This is a genomic window from Sphaerisporangium sp. NPDC049457 (genome assembly GCF_055586705.1).
The window spans coordinates 30,027-45,321 of sequence record NZ_JBVJHR010000033.1 but is presented as its reverse complement, the minus strand read 5'-3'; the positions used below and the strand labels follow the sequence as shown (position 1 = coordinate 45,321).

The following is a 15,295-nucleotide window of genomic DNA, read 5'->3' as shown; positions in this document are numbered from 1 at the left end:
GCGGCTCCGCAGCACGTGGCCGACGTCCGCGACGTGCTCATCGATCATCTCACTGAGACAGAGATGGCGACGCTCGTCACCATCGGCGACAAAGTCGCCGAACGGCTGGCCGCACTGGAACACAAGCACTGACACCCGATCCCGGACCTCATCGCTCACGAAGTGCGTGCGTGTCAGACCGCTGCCTACAGAATCCCGCGGGCGCCGGCATAGCCTCTCCCGGTGCTGGTCGCCAGGCCCCCAGACCGGAGAAGAGCTAGAAGCGGGGCCAGGCCTGGGGATCCACCAGCAGGGACCAGACCGTTTCAGGAGACGCCGCGACCTCAAGCTCGTTGGTGAAGTGGATTGGGGGGCGGCTGGGGACCATGGCCTCCGACCAATTTACTGCTTCGAACACATCAACCTTCAGATGGTGAATGGAACGGGCGAGCGCTCATCAAAGCTCGCCGGGCACCGCGAATCGATAGAACACGCCTCCTATCGGGGCCACACCCATGAGGAGCCAGACCGCGTTCTCGAAGTCGCGGGCGCGGGAGAGGTCCCCGACGCGTACCGGGTCGTAGCCGGCGTCGCGGATGAGACGCTCGGTGATCTCGCGGGCGGCCTCGTCGGCGATGTACCAATTGCTCGGCCGTACTCGCTGCTCGCGCACTGCGCCGAACAACGATCCGAAGTTCATGTTGAAGCTCTTGGCCACCGGGCCGCGCGTGAAGGATTTCACCTCCTCGGCGTACGACGGAAAGTCCCCGTGGCGCGCGGGCAGGATGTTCGTCGCGTCGATCGCGATCTTCCCCTCAAGCCCCGTGACCTTGCTCAAGGCGGGCGAGATCTGATCGCCGGGCACTGCCACCAGGACGACGTCCGCGTCCGACACATCCCCGCCATCACGGCCGAGCTCTTCGACGCCGTGTCCTGCGGCCCGCCACAGGCCGGCCAGCCCGCCACCGATCGTTCCTCTTCCGATCGTGACAATCTTCATTTCAGTCTCCTTTTGGGATTGAACGGGTGTGAAACCTTCACACACCGCTGAGTGCCACCGAATCCCTGACAGCGTCGAGACCGGCGGCATGCGAAACAATGGGCTCATATCCGAGCTCGGCTGCGGCCTTGTCCGTCCGCAGGATGCACGGCTGCCCGAGGAACCACCGAACGGGAACCGGAACCTCGCGATCCGCCGTCTCCGCATCGAGGTCGGGGATCGGCGCATCGACGCCATAGATCGCGAACAAGGTCTCCATGAACTCGCGCAGGGTGACGCGGCGCCGGTCGGTGATGAAGTAGGCCTGGCCTGGCCGGCCCCGCTGCCATCCGAGCATGAGCCCCTCGACGGCGTTGTCCACGAACGTGACGTCGGTCGTGTGCCGGCCTCCGTCGACCCAGGCGAACTGCCCCGCCTTCGCCGCCGCGACCAGCCCTTCGATGAGGATGCTGCCGGGACCCCAGACGAACCTCGGACGGATCGACACCGTGGCGAAATCCGGGGCGTTCGCGTCGAGCACGATCTTCTCGGCAACGGCCTTCGCCGCACAGTAGGCGGCTTCCGAATCCGGCCGCAGCGGCGCGGTCTCGTCGATGTCCACCAGCGGGTCGCCGGCGAGGAGCGCAGCCTCGCTCCCGCAGTGGACGAACCAAGGAACCCGCGCGAAGCGGGACGCATCGACGGCTGCCTGGGTGCCGCGAACCGACACAAGCTCATGACGCTCACGGTCGGCCGCGACGTCCGTCTCGGCAGCGAGGTGAAACACCACGTCACTGCCCGTCACCCTGTCCCGCCACGTGGCCGGGTCGGTCAACTCGCCCCGGACGGGCACCGCGCCCAGCGCCGCCACCCTTGCGGCCGACGCCTCACTTCTGACCAGAACACGAACCGAGTGCCCCTCGTCGAGGAGCCGACGTACCAGCACCTGGCCGATGAACCCAGAACCGCCCGTGACGAACGCCTGCGCCATGAAACTCTCCTTCGCCGAGTGCGGGCCCCCTCGCCCGCCTTGGACGAGAAGGTGTCGTGAGGTGGAGCACTCGATAGCCCTGAAGGCATTCCCTCGGAAATATTCATGTTTTGCGGCCATGCCATAAAATTCTTGAATGGCTTCTCTTCGGGCGCTGGAGTGTCTTGTCGCGGTCGCGAACTCCGGGTCGATCACCCAGGCCGCGCGGCTGCTGCATTCGTCGCAGCCCGCCGTCTCCCATCAGCTCGCGACGCTGGAGCGCGAGGCAGGAACGCCCCTGCTCCGCCGCGAGCCCCGAGGGGTCAGGCTCACTCCCGCCGGGCGGGCCGCCTTAGCGGATGCCAGACGGGCGATTGAAGCGGCCGCCTCTGCGGTGAGGTCGGCTCGTGCCGCCGGCGAAGCGACCGGAGGGTCGCTGCGGCTGGCTTGTGCGCAGAGCCTGGTCTCCGTGCTCGCCCCGGTCATTCGCGAGTGGCATCGCCGCCACCCGGAGGTGGCGATCACCCTGCGTGAATCCACGTCGCCGGACGAGCTCCACGGCTTCATCGACTCCGACGAGGCCGACCTGGCCCTGATGCCCGCTCCCGTGCCCGGCCGCTTCACGACCGCCGCCGTCGCCGAGGAAGAGATCGTGCTGACGGCACCCACCGGCCATCCACTGGCCGCACGGCCGGCTGTGCCCTTAAAGGATCTTGAAGGTGCGCCGCTGGTTCACTTCGCACCGGAGAACGGCCTCAGCGCCTGGCTCGATCGCTCGTTCGCCCGCGCCGGGGTCCGCCCGGAGCCCGTCATGAGGACTGCGGTGACCACCGCGGCACCGCAGCTCGCTGCCGCCGGTCTCGGAGTCGCAGTGTGCCCCGTGAGTGCGGTCAGCGATGGTTTTCCTGGCGCAGTGCGATCGTTCTCGCCACGATGGGTCAGACAGTTGGTGGCGGTGACGTCCGCGGAACCGGATCCACTCGCCGCACGATTCATCCGCAACCTGCGCAATCACGGCGTGCATGTGCCTCGCGGCGTGCGAACCCAACTCGCAGCGGACAACTCGACGTGAGCGCGGGGACGTCGAGCGCGGCGCCGGTGTCGAAGTCGGCCTGCTCGGGCAGCGGTACGGCCCGGTCGGCGGGCACGACGGCGAACTCGGCGGCGGTGCCGGCGGGTCGACCGGCGGCCGCCATGAACACCGCCTCGCGATCACCGGCGCCGCCGGCCCCTTCACCGACCCCGACGGGTGCGCCTGGGAGGCACGATCGAACGCCGGCTCCCCGGCCGGTCGGTAGCCCCCGCATCCTGGCCCGCGATCCGCGTCCCACGCAGCGCTGAACCGGCCGATCAGCCGGGGTTCGCCTCAGGGGCCTTTGGCGGCGGAATGAGGATGGTGCTGATCGTGACCGATGGCGAACTCCGCGACGAGCTCGAAGCGGCCGCCCACCTGTGATCCGGCGGTGAGCCGGCCCCCGGTGCGTTCCGCCAGGCCGGTCAGTCCTGATCCGCCGGGGCCTGGTCGCGGAGCCGAGGGTTCGGCGGCTCCGTCGTTGACGACGCGCAGCCGTACGGCGTGGTCCGCCGGGGAGATGGTGATGGCGCAGGTCCGGGCGGTGCTGTGCCGTACGACGTTGGTGACCGCCTCGCGCAACACCGCGGCCATCGCGGTGTCCACCTCCGGCGGCAGAGGGCCGGTCTCGACGGTGACGACAGCCCGTATTCCGGCGGCCTCCAGAACGGTGTGCGCTGCGGCCAGTTCCTGATCCAGGCGCAACCCTACGGTCGCATTGGCCACCGCTTCCAGCTCGACCAGCGCCCGCTCGACCAGTTCGGGCAGCTCGGCCAGTTCGGCGCGGGCGCGTACCGGGTCGACGTCCAGCAACCGCTCGCACAGCTCTCCCTTGAGCGCCACCGCCGACAGGCTGAAGGACAACAGGTCGTGCAGGTCGCGGGCGATCCGGGTGCGCTCCTGGATGAGGGCTTCGCGAGTCAGGTCCCGCTGGGCCTGGTGCAGCAGGACCACCAGGTTCGACAGCCGGATCAGACCGTAGGAGACCCACGTGACGATGGCCATGGAGATCAGGCTCACCGCCATCCCCGCCGGGCCGGGCACCGGCGGCGGGTAGAAGAGAAGCGCGATGTACAGCGCCAACGTCACCCCGGTGATGACCAGGGAGCGGGGCGGCCGCATGCGGGTGAGCACCAGCCCGAGGAAGAAGGGCCACAGGCCGGCGAGGAAGACGAGCTCCCAGACCAGGTAACCGAACGGTATGACGGCGACACCCAGCAGCAGCCCGAGCAGGACGATCTGCTTGCGTGACGGCTCCATCAGCAGCTGGATCACTCCGGCCGCGCACATCAACGGCACCGTCAGGAGCAGCGTCCACGGCCGGTGGTAGGTCGCGACGGAGACGATCGACTGGAGCGAGGCCTGGCAGGCGAACAACGCGACCAGGGTGAGGCGCGCCACTTTCGGCGACTCGATCGGCGCGGGCGGAGGGGGCGAGACGCGGTAGCCGGCGGCCGTCGCACGGATGCCGGCCAGCGCCTGCCGGGCGGTGGCGACGGCCACGCGGAGCCGGTCACGTGCGATCTCCGGTTCGGCGTCGACGGCTTGCGCGAGCCGTTCCGAGGCCACCCGCAGGTGCGCGCCAACGGCCGCGCCCAGCTCTCCGCCGAGCCGTCGCCGTTCCCGCAGCAGCTCCAAGCGCGCCAGATCTCCGCGCGCCGCGTCCACCCTGGCCGCCATGACCGCCAGGGCGTACAGGCCGAAGACGATCAGTCCGTTGGTGGCCGTCTTCTCCGCTCTGATGACCGCCGTCAGCGGGTCCTCTCCGATCAGCAGTCCGGTCACGCCCGTGGCGGCCAGAATGAGCCCGAACAGCGGCCAGGCCGTCCGCCCTTGGAAGGAGCACAGCACCGCGACCGCGAGCGGCCACGGCAGCCACTCCCACTGCGTGCCCGCGACGGCGAACGGCACCGCGTACAGCATCAGCAGGGCTACCAGCAGGCCGTCGCGGACCCGGCGGCGGTGCCGCCCGGCCAGCAGCGCCACCAGCGGCGGATAGGGAGCCATCGTGAGGAGCCCGACCGGCCACGTCAGCCCCAGCTCCAACGCCGCCATCAGCCGGAGGGCCATGATCAGGCCGAGGGCGGCCCACATCATCGCCCGCACCAAACGCAGCTGCGTATCCCGGGTGTCGTCCGACCCGTCGTCCACCGGGTCGTTCTTCGCTGCCGAGGCGGCGGAGATCCCGAGCACTTACTTCCTCCATGCGGCCTGACGTCGCCGGATCGCCGGCAAGACGGACAATAGCGAGTCGATCACCGGTTACCACCCGCTTCACCTCAGACGGGTGGCCGAAAGGCCCGGTGGTACTGTTCGGCGTGATCAGGATTCTGCTCGCCGAGGACGTGGCGCTGCTGCGTTCGGCGCTGGTGGGACTGCTGTCCTTGGAAGACGACCTCCAGGTGGTCGCGGAGCTCGCCTCGGGCGGGCTCATCGTGCCGACCGCGCTGGAAGTCCAGCCCGACGTGGCCGTGCTCGACATCGACCTGCCTGACCTGGACGGGTTGACCGCCGCTGAACGGCTCCACGAGCGGCTGCCCGGATGCCGGGTGCTGATCCTGACCGGTCTGAATCGGCCGGGCCAGCTTCGCCGGGCGCTCGCCGCTCAGGTGGCGGGGTTCCTGCCCAAGGATGTGCAGCACGCCGAGCTGACCGGTGCGATCAGGACCGTCGCATCGGGTGGCCGGGTACTGGACCCCGCGCTCACCGCCGCGGCGCTGGAGGCGTCGGCGAGCCCTCTGTCGCACCGGGAGACCCTGGTGCTCCGCATGTCGGCCACGGGCGCCTCCCCCGGGGAGATCGCCGAAAATCTCTTTCTCAGGCCGGGGACCGTCCGGAACTACCTCACGTCCGCGACGGTGAAGCTGGACGCTCGGAACCGCGTCGACGCCATCAGGATCGCCACCGAGGCCGGCTGGATCTGAGAGCCGGAAGACATTCCCGGCAGGCGGTGACCGGACCGGAAATGCGCGTCGCTCCCTATGAGAAATTCACCTCTCAACCGGTGACGAACACGCTATCTGGCGATATGTCGCATTTGGAAATCTTCTCTCCAGGTCCTGGAACGACATCCAGGCCGGTGCTCCGCAGGTGCCGCCTGCGCGATCGTGAAGGAGATTTCGTGACATCAATCGAGAAGGTCGAGTTCAGTAGCGATGGGTATCGGCTGATCGGTGACCTGCATCTGCTCGAACCGGGGACCGGCCGCGGCGCGGTGGTGCTGACCGGCCCGTTCGCCGGGGTGCGGAACCAGGTCACCGGTTACTACGCGGAGCGGTTCGCGCGGCGCGGCTATGTGGCACTGTCCTTCGACCATCGCAACTGGGGTGACAGTGCGGGTGAGCCTCGCCAGCACGAGGACGCCTCCGCGAAGGTCTCGGATCTGCGCAACGCGGTCGGCTTCCTGGTAGCCCGGCCGGAGGTCGACGCCGGCAAGATCGCGCTGTGCGGGGTGTGCCTGGGCGGGATCTACTCGGTGCAGCTCGCCGCCTTCGATCCCCGGGTCAAGGCCGTGGCGTTGATCGCGGCCGCCTACAACAACCCGGTGCTGATCCGCGATCGATTCGGCGCCGAGAACTTCGCGGCGCTGATGACCTGGTTCGCGCAGATAGCGCAGCGGCAGTCCGACACCGGTGAGGTCGAGTACTGGCCCGCCGTCAACCCCGACGGCATGCCCGCGGGGAATCCAGGACCGGAGCCGTTCGAGTATTACGGGACCGAACGCGGGGCCCGTGCAGGCTGGGAGAACCGCTGCACCGCGCTCTCGGTGCTGCAGGAGCTCACGCTGGACGTCGACTCCTATCTGCCGCTGGTCTCCGCTCCCTTGCTGATCGTGCACGGCCGCGGTGACCAGGCCATCCCGGTGGCCGACGCGCAAGCCGCCTTCGCCGCCGCGCCCGAACCCAAGGAGCTCTTCCTGCTCGACACCGGGAACCACATCGAGTTGTACGACGACGACCGCTTCGTACTTCCTGCGATTGACTGGACCGTTTCGTTCTTCGACCGGAGCCTGTGATGCGTTACCGGCCGCTCGGCCGCACCGGGCCGCGGGTGTCGCACCGGCCGTGGATCCACCCGATCCTCGGTGCCCGCGATCTGGACCGGCTGACCGGCAACCTCGCCGCGATCGACCTGGAGCTGCCCGAAGAGGCGGTGAGCCGGCTGGAGAAGGCCGCCGCGATCGAGCTGGGTTTCCCGACGGACTTCATCCTGAACAGCACGGACTTCGTCTACGGGGCCGGCGGGAAACGCGTCGACGGCCGCCAGGTCGGATGAACGTCACGCCGGACCTGGCAGGGACGCCGGGTTCCGCTCGTTCCCGCTGACCGATCAACAATGCAGAGGAGCCTCACATGAGGTCTGTTCGTCATGCCCTCCTTACCGGAGTCCGCCGGCTGTCGGCGGCCACCACTATCGGTGCCGTTCTGGTCATCGCGCCTGCCACGGGCGCGTATGCCGATGATTGCGACCAGGCCTGCCAGATCGACTGGGCCTGGAGCGCCCAGCGACAGAACGCCCTGCCTCGCACCGCCTTCTACGACGCACCCAACCCACTGCCGTGGGCACCGAGCGGGACCCTGATCCGCGCGGAGGCCACCTCCGAGTACGTGGTGCGGAACAAGCCGGTCAAGGCCGTCCGCGTGCTGTATCACTCCCGTACCTCCCGGGGCGGGGACGTGGCGGTCTCCGGCGTCGTCCTGGTGCCGCAGGACCGCCCGCGCCCGGCGGGAGGCTGGAAGGTGGTCGTGGACGCGCACGGCGCCAGCGGCATCGCGACCGGCTGCGCACCATCACTGATGCGGGATCTGTACCACGGCGACCAGATGGTCCGATTCCTGGAGCAGGGATACGCGGTCGTCGCCCCGGACTACGCGGGCCTTGGCACGACCGGCCGTCCTGAACTGGTCAACAAGACCGCCGAGGCGGAGGACATCGCCGGGGCGGTGCGGTCCGCACACCAGGCGGTGCCGGGCTTGTCGGGCCATTGGGTGTTGTGGGGCCATTCCCAGGGCGGCGGGGCCGCACTCGGCTTCGCCGAACGCCAGCTGACGCGTCCGCTGCCGGGCTACCGGGGCACGGTCGTCACATCGCCCGCCGCCGATCTGCCCGCACTGGCCGCGCACGTCGCCACCACCGTCCCGTACGGCGGATTCGCCCCGCTGCTGGCCCAGGGCGCCGCGTACAGCGACCCGAAGATCGACATCACGAGGCTGCTGACCCCGGTCGCCCAGGCCCGCCTGGACTCGGCCCGGAACGGCTGCCTGGGTGTGGTCACCGCGGCGTACGGAGATCTGACCGGGCCGGCCCTGACCGGGCCGGGCTACTCCAGCGACCCGCGCTTCACCCGATACCTGCGCGACAACAGCCTCGGCGAGCAGCGCGTCGCGGGCCCGGTGCTGTTCCTGCAGGGCGGCGCGGATACCGTCACCCCCGAAGCGATCAATGCCAAGGTGGCCGCCGAACTCCGCAGGAACGGCTCCCATGTCACCTACCGCGTCTACGACGGCCTGGAGCACGACACCTATGGTGCCGTGACCGGGATCGACGACGGCGCGATGGACGACATCCTGGCCTGGGTCAAAGCCCGCTTCGCCACCTGAGACTCAGGGGCCGGCCACCCGGATCAGGCTGCCCCCCAGCCCCACCTCCCTGCTACGACAGGGCAGGCGGCGAAGGTCTCTCACCTCCACTCGAATCCACAGCGCCTCACGGCGCAGACCGAAGACCGTACAGTCCCACATGGCGGAGCCCGGTCGAGACCGCGATGTCGCGCGGGGCGGCCGCACGTTCCTCGGGGCGCCGGCTCAAGAGGTCGTGGTTCGCAAGGCGGTGCCGGCACGTACGATCTCGGCGGAGCACTGAGCTCGATTTATGCCACCGCAGGGCCCATACTGGAACGTAATGAGACGCAACCAAGCCGCGGTCCGGCGAGTCCTGCCTGGAAGTCCCTTCAACGTTCCTGTGCCCCCTCCGCCGCCTCTTGAGTGTTTCGTCGTACAGGACCTGGTGAGCCACGACAGATACGGTCTCGGCCGGGTCGTCGGAGTCGACGACGATGTCGCTGTTGTCGTCGACTTCGGGAGCGAGATATATCGCATCAGCGCTCCCTACGCCAAGCTCGTCAAGCTCTGAAGCCGCTTCCACAAGTTCCGCAGGGACGTTGAACCGTTCCCCGAGGTGTGGCGGGAGCCGGTCGAGCGCTGGGCGGCAGGGCTGTTTCCCGAACTGTCCGCGCGTCATCCATCGCTGCGGCCGACGATCGCCAAGCTCCAGCAGGACCACGTGATGATCGCGTTGCTGCTGGGGCGGTCGGACTACGCCATCACCTCGGGCGCCACACCGAGCAAGCCGGCCATGCACCTGGACGGCCTGTCCGCGATCATGGCGTCCCACTTCCGGTACGGGGGAGCGCGAACTCCTGGGCGTCCTGTCGACCCTGGGCCTCGACGTCGATCCGCGCGACCTCCTCGGACCACTCTGATCGCGGCCCTCCACCCGTTGTACCGCCCGTGATGCAGCCTCCCGGCTGTTCTCCATCACCTGCTCGCGCGGCGGGCGCGCCCATGGTGAACCGGACGCGCCCGGCGGCGAGCACGTCATCGTGCTCGGCATCGAGCCCTCCATTGCGCTCTCGATGCGAACACGGCCGGATGCTCTTGCCAGGGGTCCTGAGGCCCTGCCGCCCCAGCCGGCAGGCATTTAGGTCATCCGAATTAACACCATTTACATCAGCACAAAACGCGCCCTAGGTTTTGCGAAACGTTTCGGCCACCGTATCGGCCCGGTTCGGGCCGATCGCCCCAGGGCCGGAGTTCTATGACCTCGCTACGTGATGTCGCCGAGCGCGCACAGGTCGCCGTCAGCATCGTGTCCGCCGCGCTGAACGGCACCCGCCCGGTCGCGGCGGAGACCAAGCGGCGCATCGAGCAGGCGGCCGTCGATCTCGGCTATCGGCCCAACCTGCTGGCCCGCGGCCTGCAGAGCAAGCGAACCAAGATCTTGGCGCTGTTCTACCCCGCTCCGCGTGAGGGCTTCGGCGTGACCGAGATGCAGTTCGCCACCAGCGCCGCCGAGGCGGCCAGCGAGCTGGGCTACCACCTGCTGTTGTCGCCCGAGAGCGCCGACCCGGTCGAGGAACTGCGGCACATCACCGGCCTGGGGCTAGTGGACGGCGTGCTGCTGATGGAGGTGCGGCTGGACGACGAGCGGCCGGACTTCCTGTCCGAGGCCGGGGTGCCGTTCAGCATGGTCGTGCGCACCCGCGACCCGGGCACGATCGACTACGCCGACATCGACTTCGCCGCCACCGCGCGCGAGGCCGTGGCGCACGTGGCCTCGCTCGGCCATCGCAAGCCGGCCTCCTTCAACCACTCGACCGGTACGTAGGCCGCCCAGTACGGCCCCACCATCCGGGCGGGCGAGGAGTTCGCGGTGGCCGCCCGGGAGGCCGGCATCGCCTACGTGGCCGACCACCGCGCCGGCTCGGCCGAGGAGGGCGGCGAGGCGTTCGAGCGGCTCCTCGCCGCGCATCCCGACGTGACGGCCCTGGCCGTGATGGACCACGCGGCCGTCGGCGTGATCGCCGCTGTGGCCCGGCGTGGATGGCGGATCCCCGATGACCTGACGCCGATGCTGGTGCTCTCCTCTGAGCGCGTGGCGGAGATGTTCCACCCTAGGCTGACGGCGCTGGAGCCGCCCAGCGCTGAGCGGGGACGGCTCGGGGCGCAGATGCTCATCGACCGGTTACGGGGCGACGGCCCGCCGCGGCAGCGGCTGGTGCCCTGCCGGCTGGTGGCCGGGGACAGCTCCGCGCCGCCGCGTGCGGGGTCTGACATGGAGCTGGGCATGCACACGCTCACTGAGGGCCGTGGCCTGCTGTTCGGCGGGAACTACACCCCCGAGCAGTGGCCGGAGCACATGTGGGCGCAGGACGCCGAGCTGATGCGGGCGGCTGATCCGGCCTACCTGGGCTACGCCTCCGGCGTGCACGCCCCGGCGCGGACCGAGCTGGCCGCCGCGCTGGCCGCCGTCCACCACCTCAACCTGGGTCACGGCCTGGCCGTGCAGGCGCTGCGCTCGACCGCCGCCAAGGACGCGCAGATGTCCGTCACGCTCAACCTGCACCACGTGCGCGGGGTGTCCGAGCGGGACACCGACGCGGTTCGGCGCGCGGACGCGCTGGCCAACCGGGCCTTCCTCGGCCCGATGCTGGAGGGCGCCTACCCACGCGACCTCATCGCCGACACCGCCTCGGTGACGGACTGGTCGTTCGTGCGGGACGGCGACGAGGCCACGGCCCACCGGCCGCTGGACGTACGTGGGGTCAACTACTACAACCCCACCCTGGTACGCCAGTGGGGACGGCGCGGGCCCCCGGGAGACCGCCGACGGGCACCAGGACGGTGCCGCCTCGCCGTGGATCGCGTGCGAGGACGTCGAGTTCGTCAAGCAGCCCGGCCCGTACACCGAGATGGGCTGGAACATCGACGAGACCGGCCTGACCGAACTGCTGCTGCGCCTGCACCGCGACTACCCGGACATGCCCACGATGATCACCGAGAACGGCGCGGCGTTCGCCGACCCGGTGGCCGCCGACGGCCGCGTCCACGACGCGGACCGCATCGACTACCTGCACCGCCACCTGGCCGCCGTCAGCGAGGCCATCACGGGCGGCGCCGACGTGCGCGGGTACTTCGTGTGGTCGTTGATGGACAACTTCGAGTGGGCGCACAGGTACGCCAAGCGCTTCGGCATCGTACGCGTGGACCGCGAGACGATGGAGCGCACCTGGAGGGACAGCGCCCACTGGTACCGCGACGTGGTCGCCACCGGCAAGCTGCCCGCCTAGGGTTTCGCGCGCCACGCCCGACCCGAAGGCGTGGCGCGCGAGAGCCGGACCTCGACCCTGATGGTGTACCTACGTTCTTCGGCGCATTCCGAGCAGGCCGGAGCGATGCCTCCGAACACCGGCCAGCGACCGCCATGGTCCTCACAGCCGCTTCGCGATACTGGACCCGGGCTCCGACGAGGCACACCTGGAGTCCGACGGCTGCCGCGACCTGCTGCGCCATGACGGAAACCTGAGCCGTGTCGCCCCGGGTGCTGTGGCCCTTCTCGGGGCGTGAACCCGTCGGACGGATCAGGGCGTACGCGATCCCGCGCTTGTCCTCATGATCGTGCAGCCCCGTATGATCGCGCTCCGCATAGGCCGTGAGTGCCCGCTGCGGGGTGCTTCAGCGGCATGTGCTGCAGGTGGCGATGATCGCTGATCAACATAGAAGTCCAGGTCATATGAGTAGATGACCTGGTCTGGAGGGCGCGCCCTGCAGGATTCGACCTGCGACCGTCGGATTAGAAGTGGACCCCCACCCGGAGGGCCTATCACCTCTCCAACCTGCACAGAAACTTTTCTCCAACCTGCACAGAAACTTTTCGGCAACCGGCCGGCGGCCAGCCCCATCCCGCGCATATCCCACAACGGCCCCCAGCCCCGTCACCCGGTGGGCCGGGCCGAGGAACGAGGCCCGGCCCGTCGATCGCCCCCAACCCCGCACCGCCCCCAACCACCGTGGGGCGATCGTGAGGGCGGTATGTAGACGGCGGCCTGGTGGAGGTGCTACCAAGACCGCATTCGAAGCTTGATGATCGGCGGTGTAGACGCTCAGAACGGATCAGTAGATACGGCCGTGAGCCGCTGCTGTTGATCACCCGAGAGCCAGAGCGCCTCAGGCGGAGGCACTCTGGCTCACGACCACTTACATCAGATCTTGCATCGACCGAGTCTCAGAGTGATCCCGCACCGACGCCACTGCCAGGAGAGATGCCCCTCAGGAGTGAGGCGCCGGATGTAGCGACGAACGCGAGTCATCAGCAGGTACAGACTGTGCAGCAGCGCCAGGAGGAAGATGAGCGAGGGAAGGGATGGCAGCGAGGGAATGGACGGCATGGATGTACCTCCGTGAGGTAGGGGGTCCATCCGGGAGCAGCTCCTCGCCCCTTATGCACAGCGATGCCTTAATGCTTATGCTCTGCGCATACGATTAACGACGCCGATCGTTAATCGTATTGCGTTGCGCGTGCGCTAAGTACCTGTGCTAACGTAGGGGTGCTTAAGGTATCCGTTTCCCGGGTGGACCGGATGGTTGTGCAGGCGTTACTGAGCATTGGGCCGTTACCCCTAGCTCGGTAGCGCCTACACGTGTTTGTCCGACATCGTAGCGTAGAGCGCGTCTGCGTGCGCTTGATCTCACCGGATCGATCTAGTACTGATGCGAGAGTGCCTGCCACCGCCGGCCGGGACCGGCCTCCAGGCCGCATGCCCGGCCGACGGTGGCAGAGGCGGCGCGAAGCGTCGCCGTCTTGATCACCTATAAGCCCAACTCGGCAAGCCGCAATGCGCTTAGGCACTGAATCTCCTTTTCACTGCACCTTTCCTGTCAGACTCACGATGACGCGAGTCGTTGCCAATATTCGCAGGAACCCTATCGCAGGGGGGCCCTTTCGTCGAATGGGGAGATCGTGTCTAAACGGGACGTCGCACACATTCGTGCTGCCCGCCGATTATTGGGTTGTATTGGGCCGTATTGCTTAGCTGAACGCCCCCTTGCTTGGCCGTGTAGGGCAACCCCCTCGAAGGCGAGCCTCAGGGGTGCCTTCGCATCGTTTTCGCAGCTGAGTGGCCGGGTTCACCCACGGCTACGCCCCAGTCTCGACGCAGGCGTGGGCGGCGAGCATCATGGTGAATTGAGTGAAGGTGCTCAGTTGATACACCAGGCAGGCCGTGCGAGCTCCTGGCTGCGAACGGGCTTGTCATCCCGCCTGTCAGAAGAAAAGTTCAGTGTTAATCGAGCTACCAGCGATTATCCGCACCGGCCGCACAGAAATCGCCATGATGTTGATTTTTCACTCCAAGTGTCAATGCTCGCGTCAAGGTGTCGGGTGGGATGATCGTCTGTGATCAGGATGGCAGCCTTGGGCCGCACGAGCAGGTCGCAGCCCACGGATGCCTGTCCGCCGCGGAGCGCTCCTGCGCTCCGGGAGGACGGAAGGGGGCAGGTAAAGGGCTGGGGCACCTCCAAAAGCGATTAGTTTGCGCAAAGCCTCGTTTCGCTACGCTTAGTCCACAGTGCTTACATCGAGTGACATGACATCTAGGTCGACGCCGTCCTCAGTCCGTCGGGCCGACATGGCCTTGCCTCACCGTGCACACCGCAACTCCGATGGGAGGAACCTATCCCTGCCGGGGCAGGCCTGTTGAGTGCCACTCGGTTGCGTCCACGGAGGTGGTGTACAAGTAGTTTCCGCTGGTAGTCAGGGTGACGTCGTGAAATGCGGTGGCGTGTCGTCTTGTCGCTGCTGGCTGGGATGGGCTGACGCGGGCCAGAGCGGCGAAGGCTGCTTCGTTGCGGAACCGGTCGGGGTCTGACCAGGAAACCCAGCATTGAGCGGCGGTGATGACGCCGACTTCGTGCATGACCAGCAGGTGGCCGATGTGGTGCTGGACGAGTCCGGCAAGTTCTAGGTCGGCGGTGTGGACTTCTTTGGTCAGGTCGCGGATACGGCGGGCAGGCGCTGCATGACGGTACGGAGAGCACGCTCTTCAGGGTCGGTGGCGGCGGAGGGGCGCAGGCTGAGGCAGGCCTGGATCAGCGCGTGGCGGGTCAGGTTGCGTAACCGCTGGCGTTGCTGGTCGCGTGCGGTCAGGACCAGGGCCTTGAGCTGGTTGACCGCGGCGGTACGTGCCTGGATCGCGCTTTGCCTGGCGACAAGCACCAGGCGGGCGGCCTCTCGCGGGCCGTTGGTCCGTGGGGCAGCGGTGTGCTGCCGACCCAATGCTTCTCGAGCGGCCCGCCGTGCATCCAGCGCGTCGCTCTTGCCGCCGGGACGTCGTGTCAGGCGCTTAGGGCCGGTCGGACTCGATGACCTGCTGGCCGGCACGGCGCAGTGGACGGTCAGCCCTGCGCCATGGCTACGAGTACCTTCGATCGCCCACACCAGCCGCGGTCCGTATGCATAGGCGAGGGCCCGTTCCAGCAGCTGGGCGTAGCCGCTGGCGTCGGCGGGGACGGTGATGGCGGCTAACTCGCCGCCGACTGGGGTGACCAGGCTTGCGCTATGGCTATCACGGTGGGTGTCCACCCCAATGATGGCATCAACGGTCTCTGACAACATCGCCATGGCGACTCCTGTTCGCGCAGGTCGTTGCGGTGGGGCGCCGATCTGGAGACCACGCGGACACATCTGTGAGGAGTTACACCGGCAACGGCGGACAAGCTTCTGATCAAGTCAGCGAGGC

General features: G+C 68.1%; 14 protein-coding genes and 1 pseudogene. 10 read left to right on the top strand and 5 right to left on the bottom strand.

Annotated features, from left to right (window positions below; all coding sequences use genetic code 11):
- Positions 1-436: 436 nt before the first annotated feature.
- Both ACZ6QO_RS36415 and ACZ6QO_RS36410 read right to left on the bottom strand, forming a co-directional pair.
- Positions 437-1,024 (bottom strand): NAD(P)-binding domain-containing protein, encoded by a 588-nt coding sequence (locus ACZ6QO_RS36415; protein ID WP_465857832.1) that lies wholly within the window; start codon positions 1,022-1,024, stop codon positions 437-439.
- Complete coding sequence (locus ACZ6QO_RS36410; RefSeq protein ID WP_465857830.1) at positions 1,017-1,949, bottom strand: NAD-dependent epimerase/dehydratase family protein; 933 nt, start codon at positions 1,947-1,949, stop codon at positions 1,017-1,019. The genes ACZ6QO_RS36415 and ACZ6QO_RS36410 overlap by 8 nt, the downstream gene beginning before the upstream one ends.
- Positions 1,950-2,085: 136 nt before the next feature.
- Between ACZ6QO_RS36410 and ACZ6QO_RS36405 the strand changes: the two genes are divergently transcribed.
- A complete protein-coding gene (locus ACZ6QO_RS36405) occupies positions 2,086-3,000 on the top strand; it encodes a LysR family transcriptional regulator (RefSeq protein WP_465857828.1) in 915 nt (304 codons plus the stop codon).
- A gap of 294 nt (positions 3,001-3,294) precedes the next feature.
- Here the strand turns inward: ACZ6QO_RS36405 and ACZ6QO_RS36400 are convergent, their stop codons facing one another.
- Positions 3,295-5,193 carry a sensor histidine kinase gene (locus ACZ6QO_RS36400; RefSeq protein WP_465857826.1) on the bottom strand — a complete coding sequence of 633 codons (1,899 nt, stop codon included), beginning with the start codon at positions 5,191-5,193 and terminating at the stop codon, positions 3,295-3,297.
- A 125-nt stretch (positions 5,194-5,318) separates the two neighbouring features.
- Here ACZ6QO_RS36400 and ACZ6QO_RS36395 point away from each other — a divergent pair, with 125 nt between their 5' ends.
- The 9 genes and pseudogenes from ACZ6QO_RS36395 to ACZ6QO_RS36355 all read left to right on the top strand — a co-directional run bounded on the left by ACZ6QO_RS36395 (position 5,319) and on the right by ACZ6QO_RS36355 (position 11,848).
- Entirely contained in the window at positions 5,319-5,924 is a 606-nt protein-coding gene (locus tag ACZ6QO_RS36395) for a response regulator transcription factor (protein WP_465857824.1), read from the top strand.
- 197 nt (positions 5,925-6,121) lie between these two features.
- On the top strand, positions 6,122-7,015 hold the full coding sequence (locus ACZ6QO_RS36390) for an alpha/beta hydrolase (RefSeq protein ID WP_465857822.1): 894 nt from the start codon (positions 6,122-6,124) through the stop codon (positions 7,013-7,015).
- A complete protein-coding gene (locus ACZ6QO_RS36385; protein WP_465857820.1) occupies positions 7,015-7,275 on the top strand; it encodes a hypothetical protein in 261 nt (86 codons plus the stop codon). Before ACZ6QO_RS36390 ends, ACZ6QO_RS36385 begins: the two co-directional genes overlap by 1 nt.
- A 77-nt stretch (positions 7,276-7,352) precedes the next feature.
- On the top strand, positions 7,353-8,600 hold the full coding sequence (locus ACZ6QO_RS36380; RefSeq protein ID WP_465857818.1) for an alpha/beta hydrolase: 1,248 nt from the start codon (positions 7,353-7,355) through the stop codon (positions 8,598-8,600).
- 406 nt (positions 8,601-9,006) lie between these two features.
- Entirely contained in the window at positions 9,007-9,132 is a 126-nt protein-coding gene (locus ACZ6QO_RS36375; protein ID WP_465857817.1) for a hypothetical protein, read from the top strand.
- 45 nt (positions 9,133-9,177) lie between these two features.
- Positions 9,178-9,513, top strand: coding sequence for a hypothetical protein (locus ACZ6QO_RS36370; RefSeq protein WP_465857815.1), 336 nt, complete (start codon positions 9,178-9,180; stop codon positions 9,511-9,513).
- Between the two features lie 303 nt (positions 9,514-9,816).
- The gene (locus ACZ6QO_RS36365; RefSeq protein ID WP_465857813.1) at positions 9,817-10,386 is read left to right on the top strand and encodes a LacI family DNA-binding transcriptional regulator; all 570 of its coding nucleotides are present in this window, start codon (positions 9,817-9,819) and stop codon (positions 10,384-10,386) included.
- A gap of 21 nt (positions 10,387-10,407) precedes the next feature.
- Positions 10,408-11,295: pseudogene (locus ACZ6QO_RS36360) on the top strand (family 1 glycosylhydrolase); the annotation flags it as partial.
- A gap of 22 nt (positions 11,296-11,317) precedes the next feature.
- On the top strand, positions 11,318-11,848 hold the full coding sequence (locus ACZ6QO_RS36355) for a family 1 glycosylhydrolase (protein ID WP_465857811.1): 531 nt from the start codon (positions 11,318-11,320) through the stop codon (positions 11,846-11,848).
- A gap of 2,382 nt (positions 11,849-14,230) precedes the next feature.
- On the opposite strand, the gene ACZ6QO_RS36350 is transcribed toward ACZ6QO_RS36355, so the two are convergent.
- Both ACZ6QO_RS36350 and ACZ6QO_RS36345 read right to left on the bottom strand, forming a co-directional pair.
- Positions 14,231-14,473, bottom strand: a complete 243-nt coding sequence (locus ACZ6QO_RS36350; RefSeq protein ID WP_465857809.1) for a transposase — start codon at positions 14,471-14,473, stop codon at positions 14,231-14,233.
- Between the two features lie 71 nt (positions 14,474-14,544).
- Complete coding sequence (locus tag ACZ6QO_RS36345; RefSeq protein WP_465857807.1) at positions 14,545-15,177, bottom strand: IS110 family transposase; 633 nt, start codon at positions 15,175-15,177, stop codon at positions 14,545-14,547.
- Positions 15,178-15,295 lie beyond the last annotated feature (118 nt).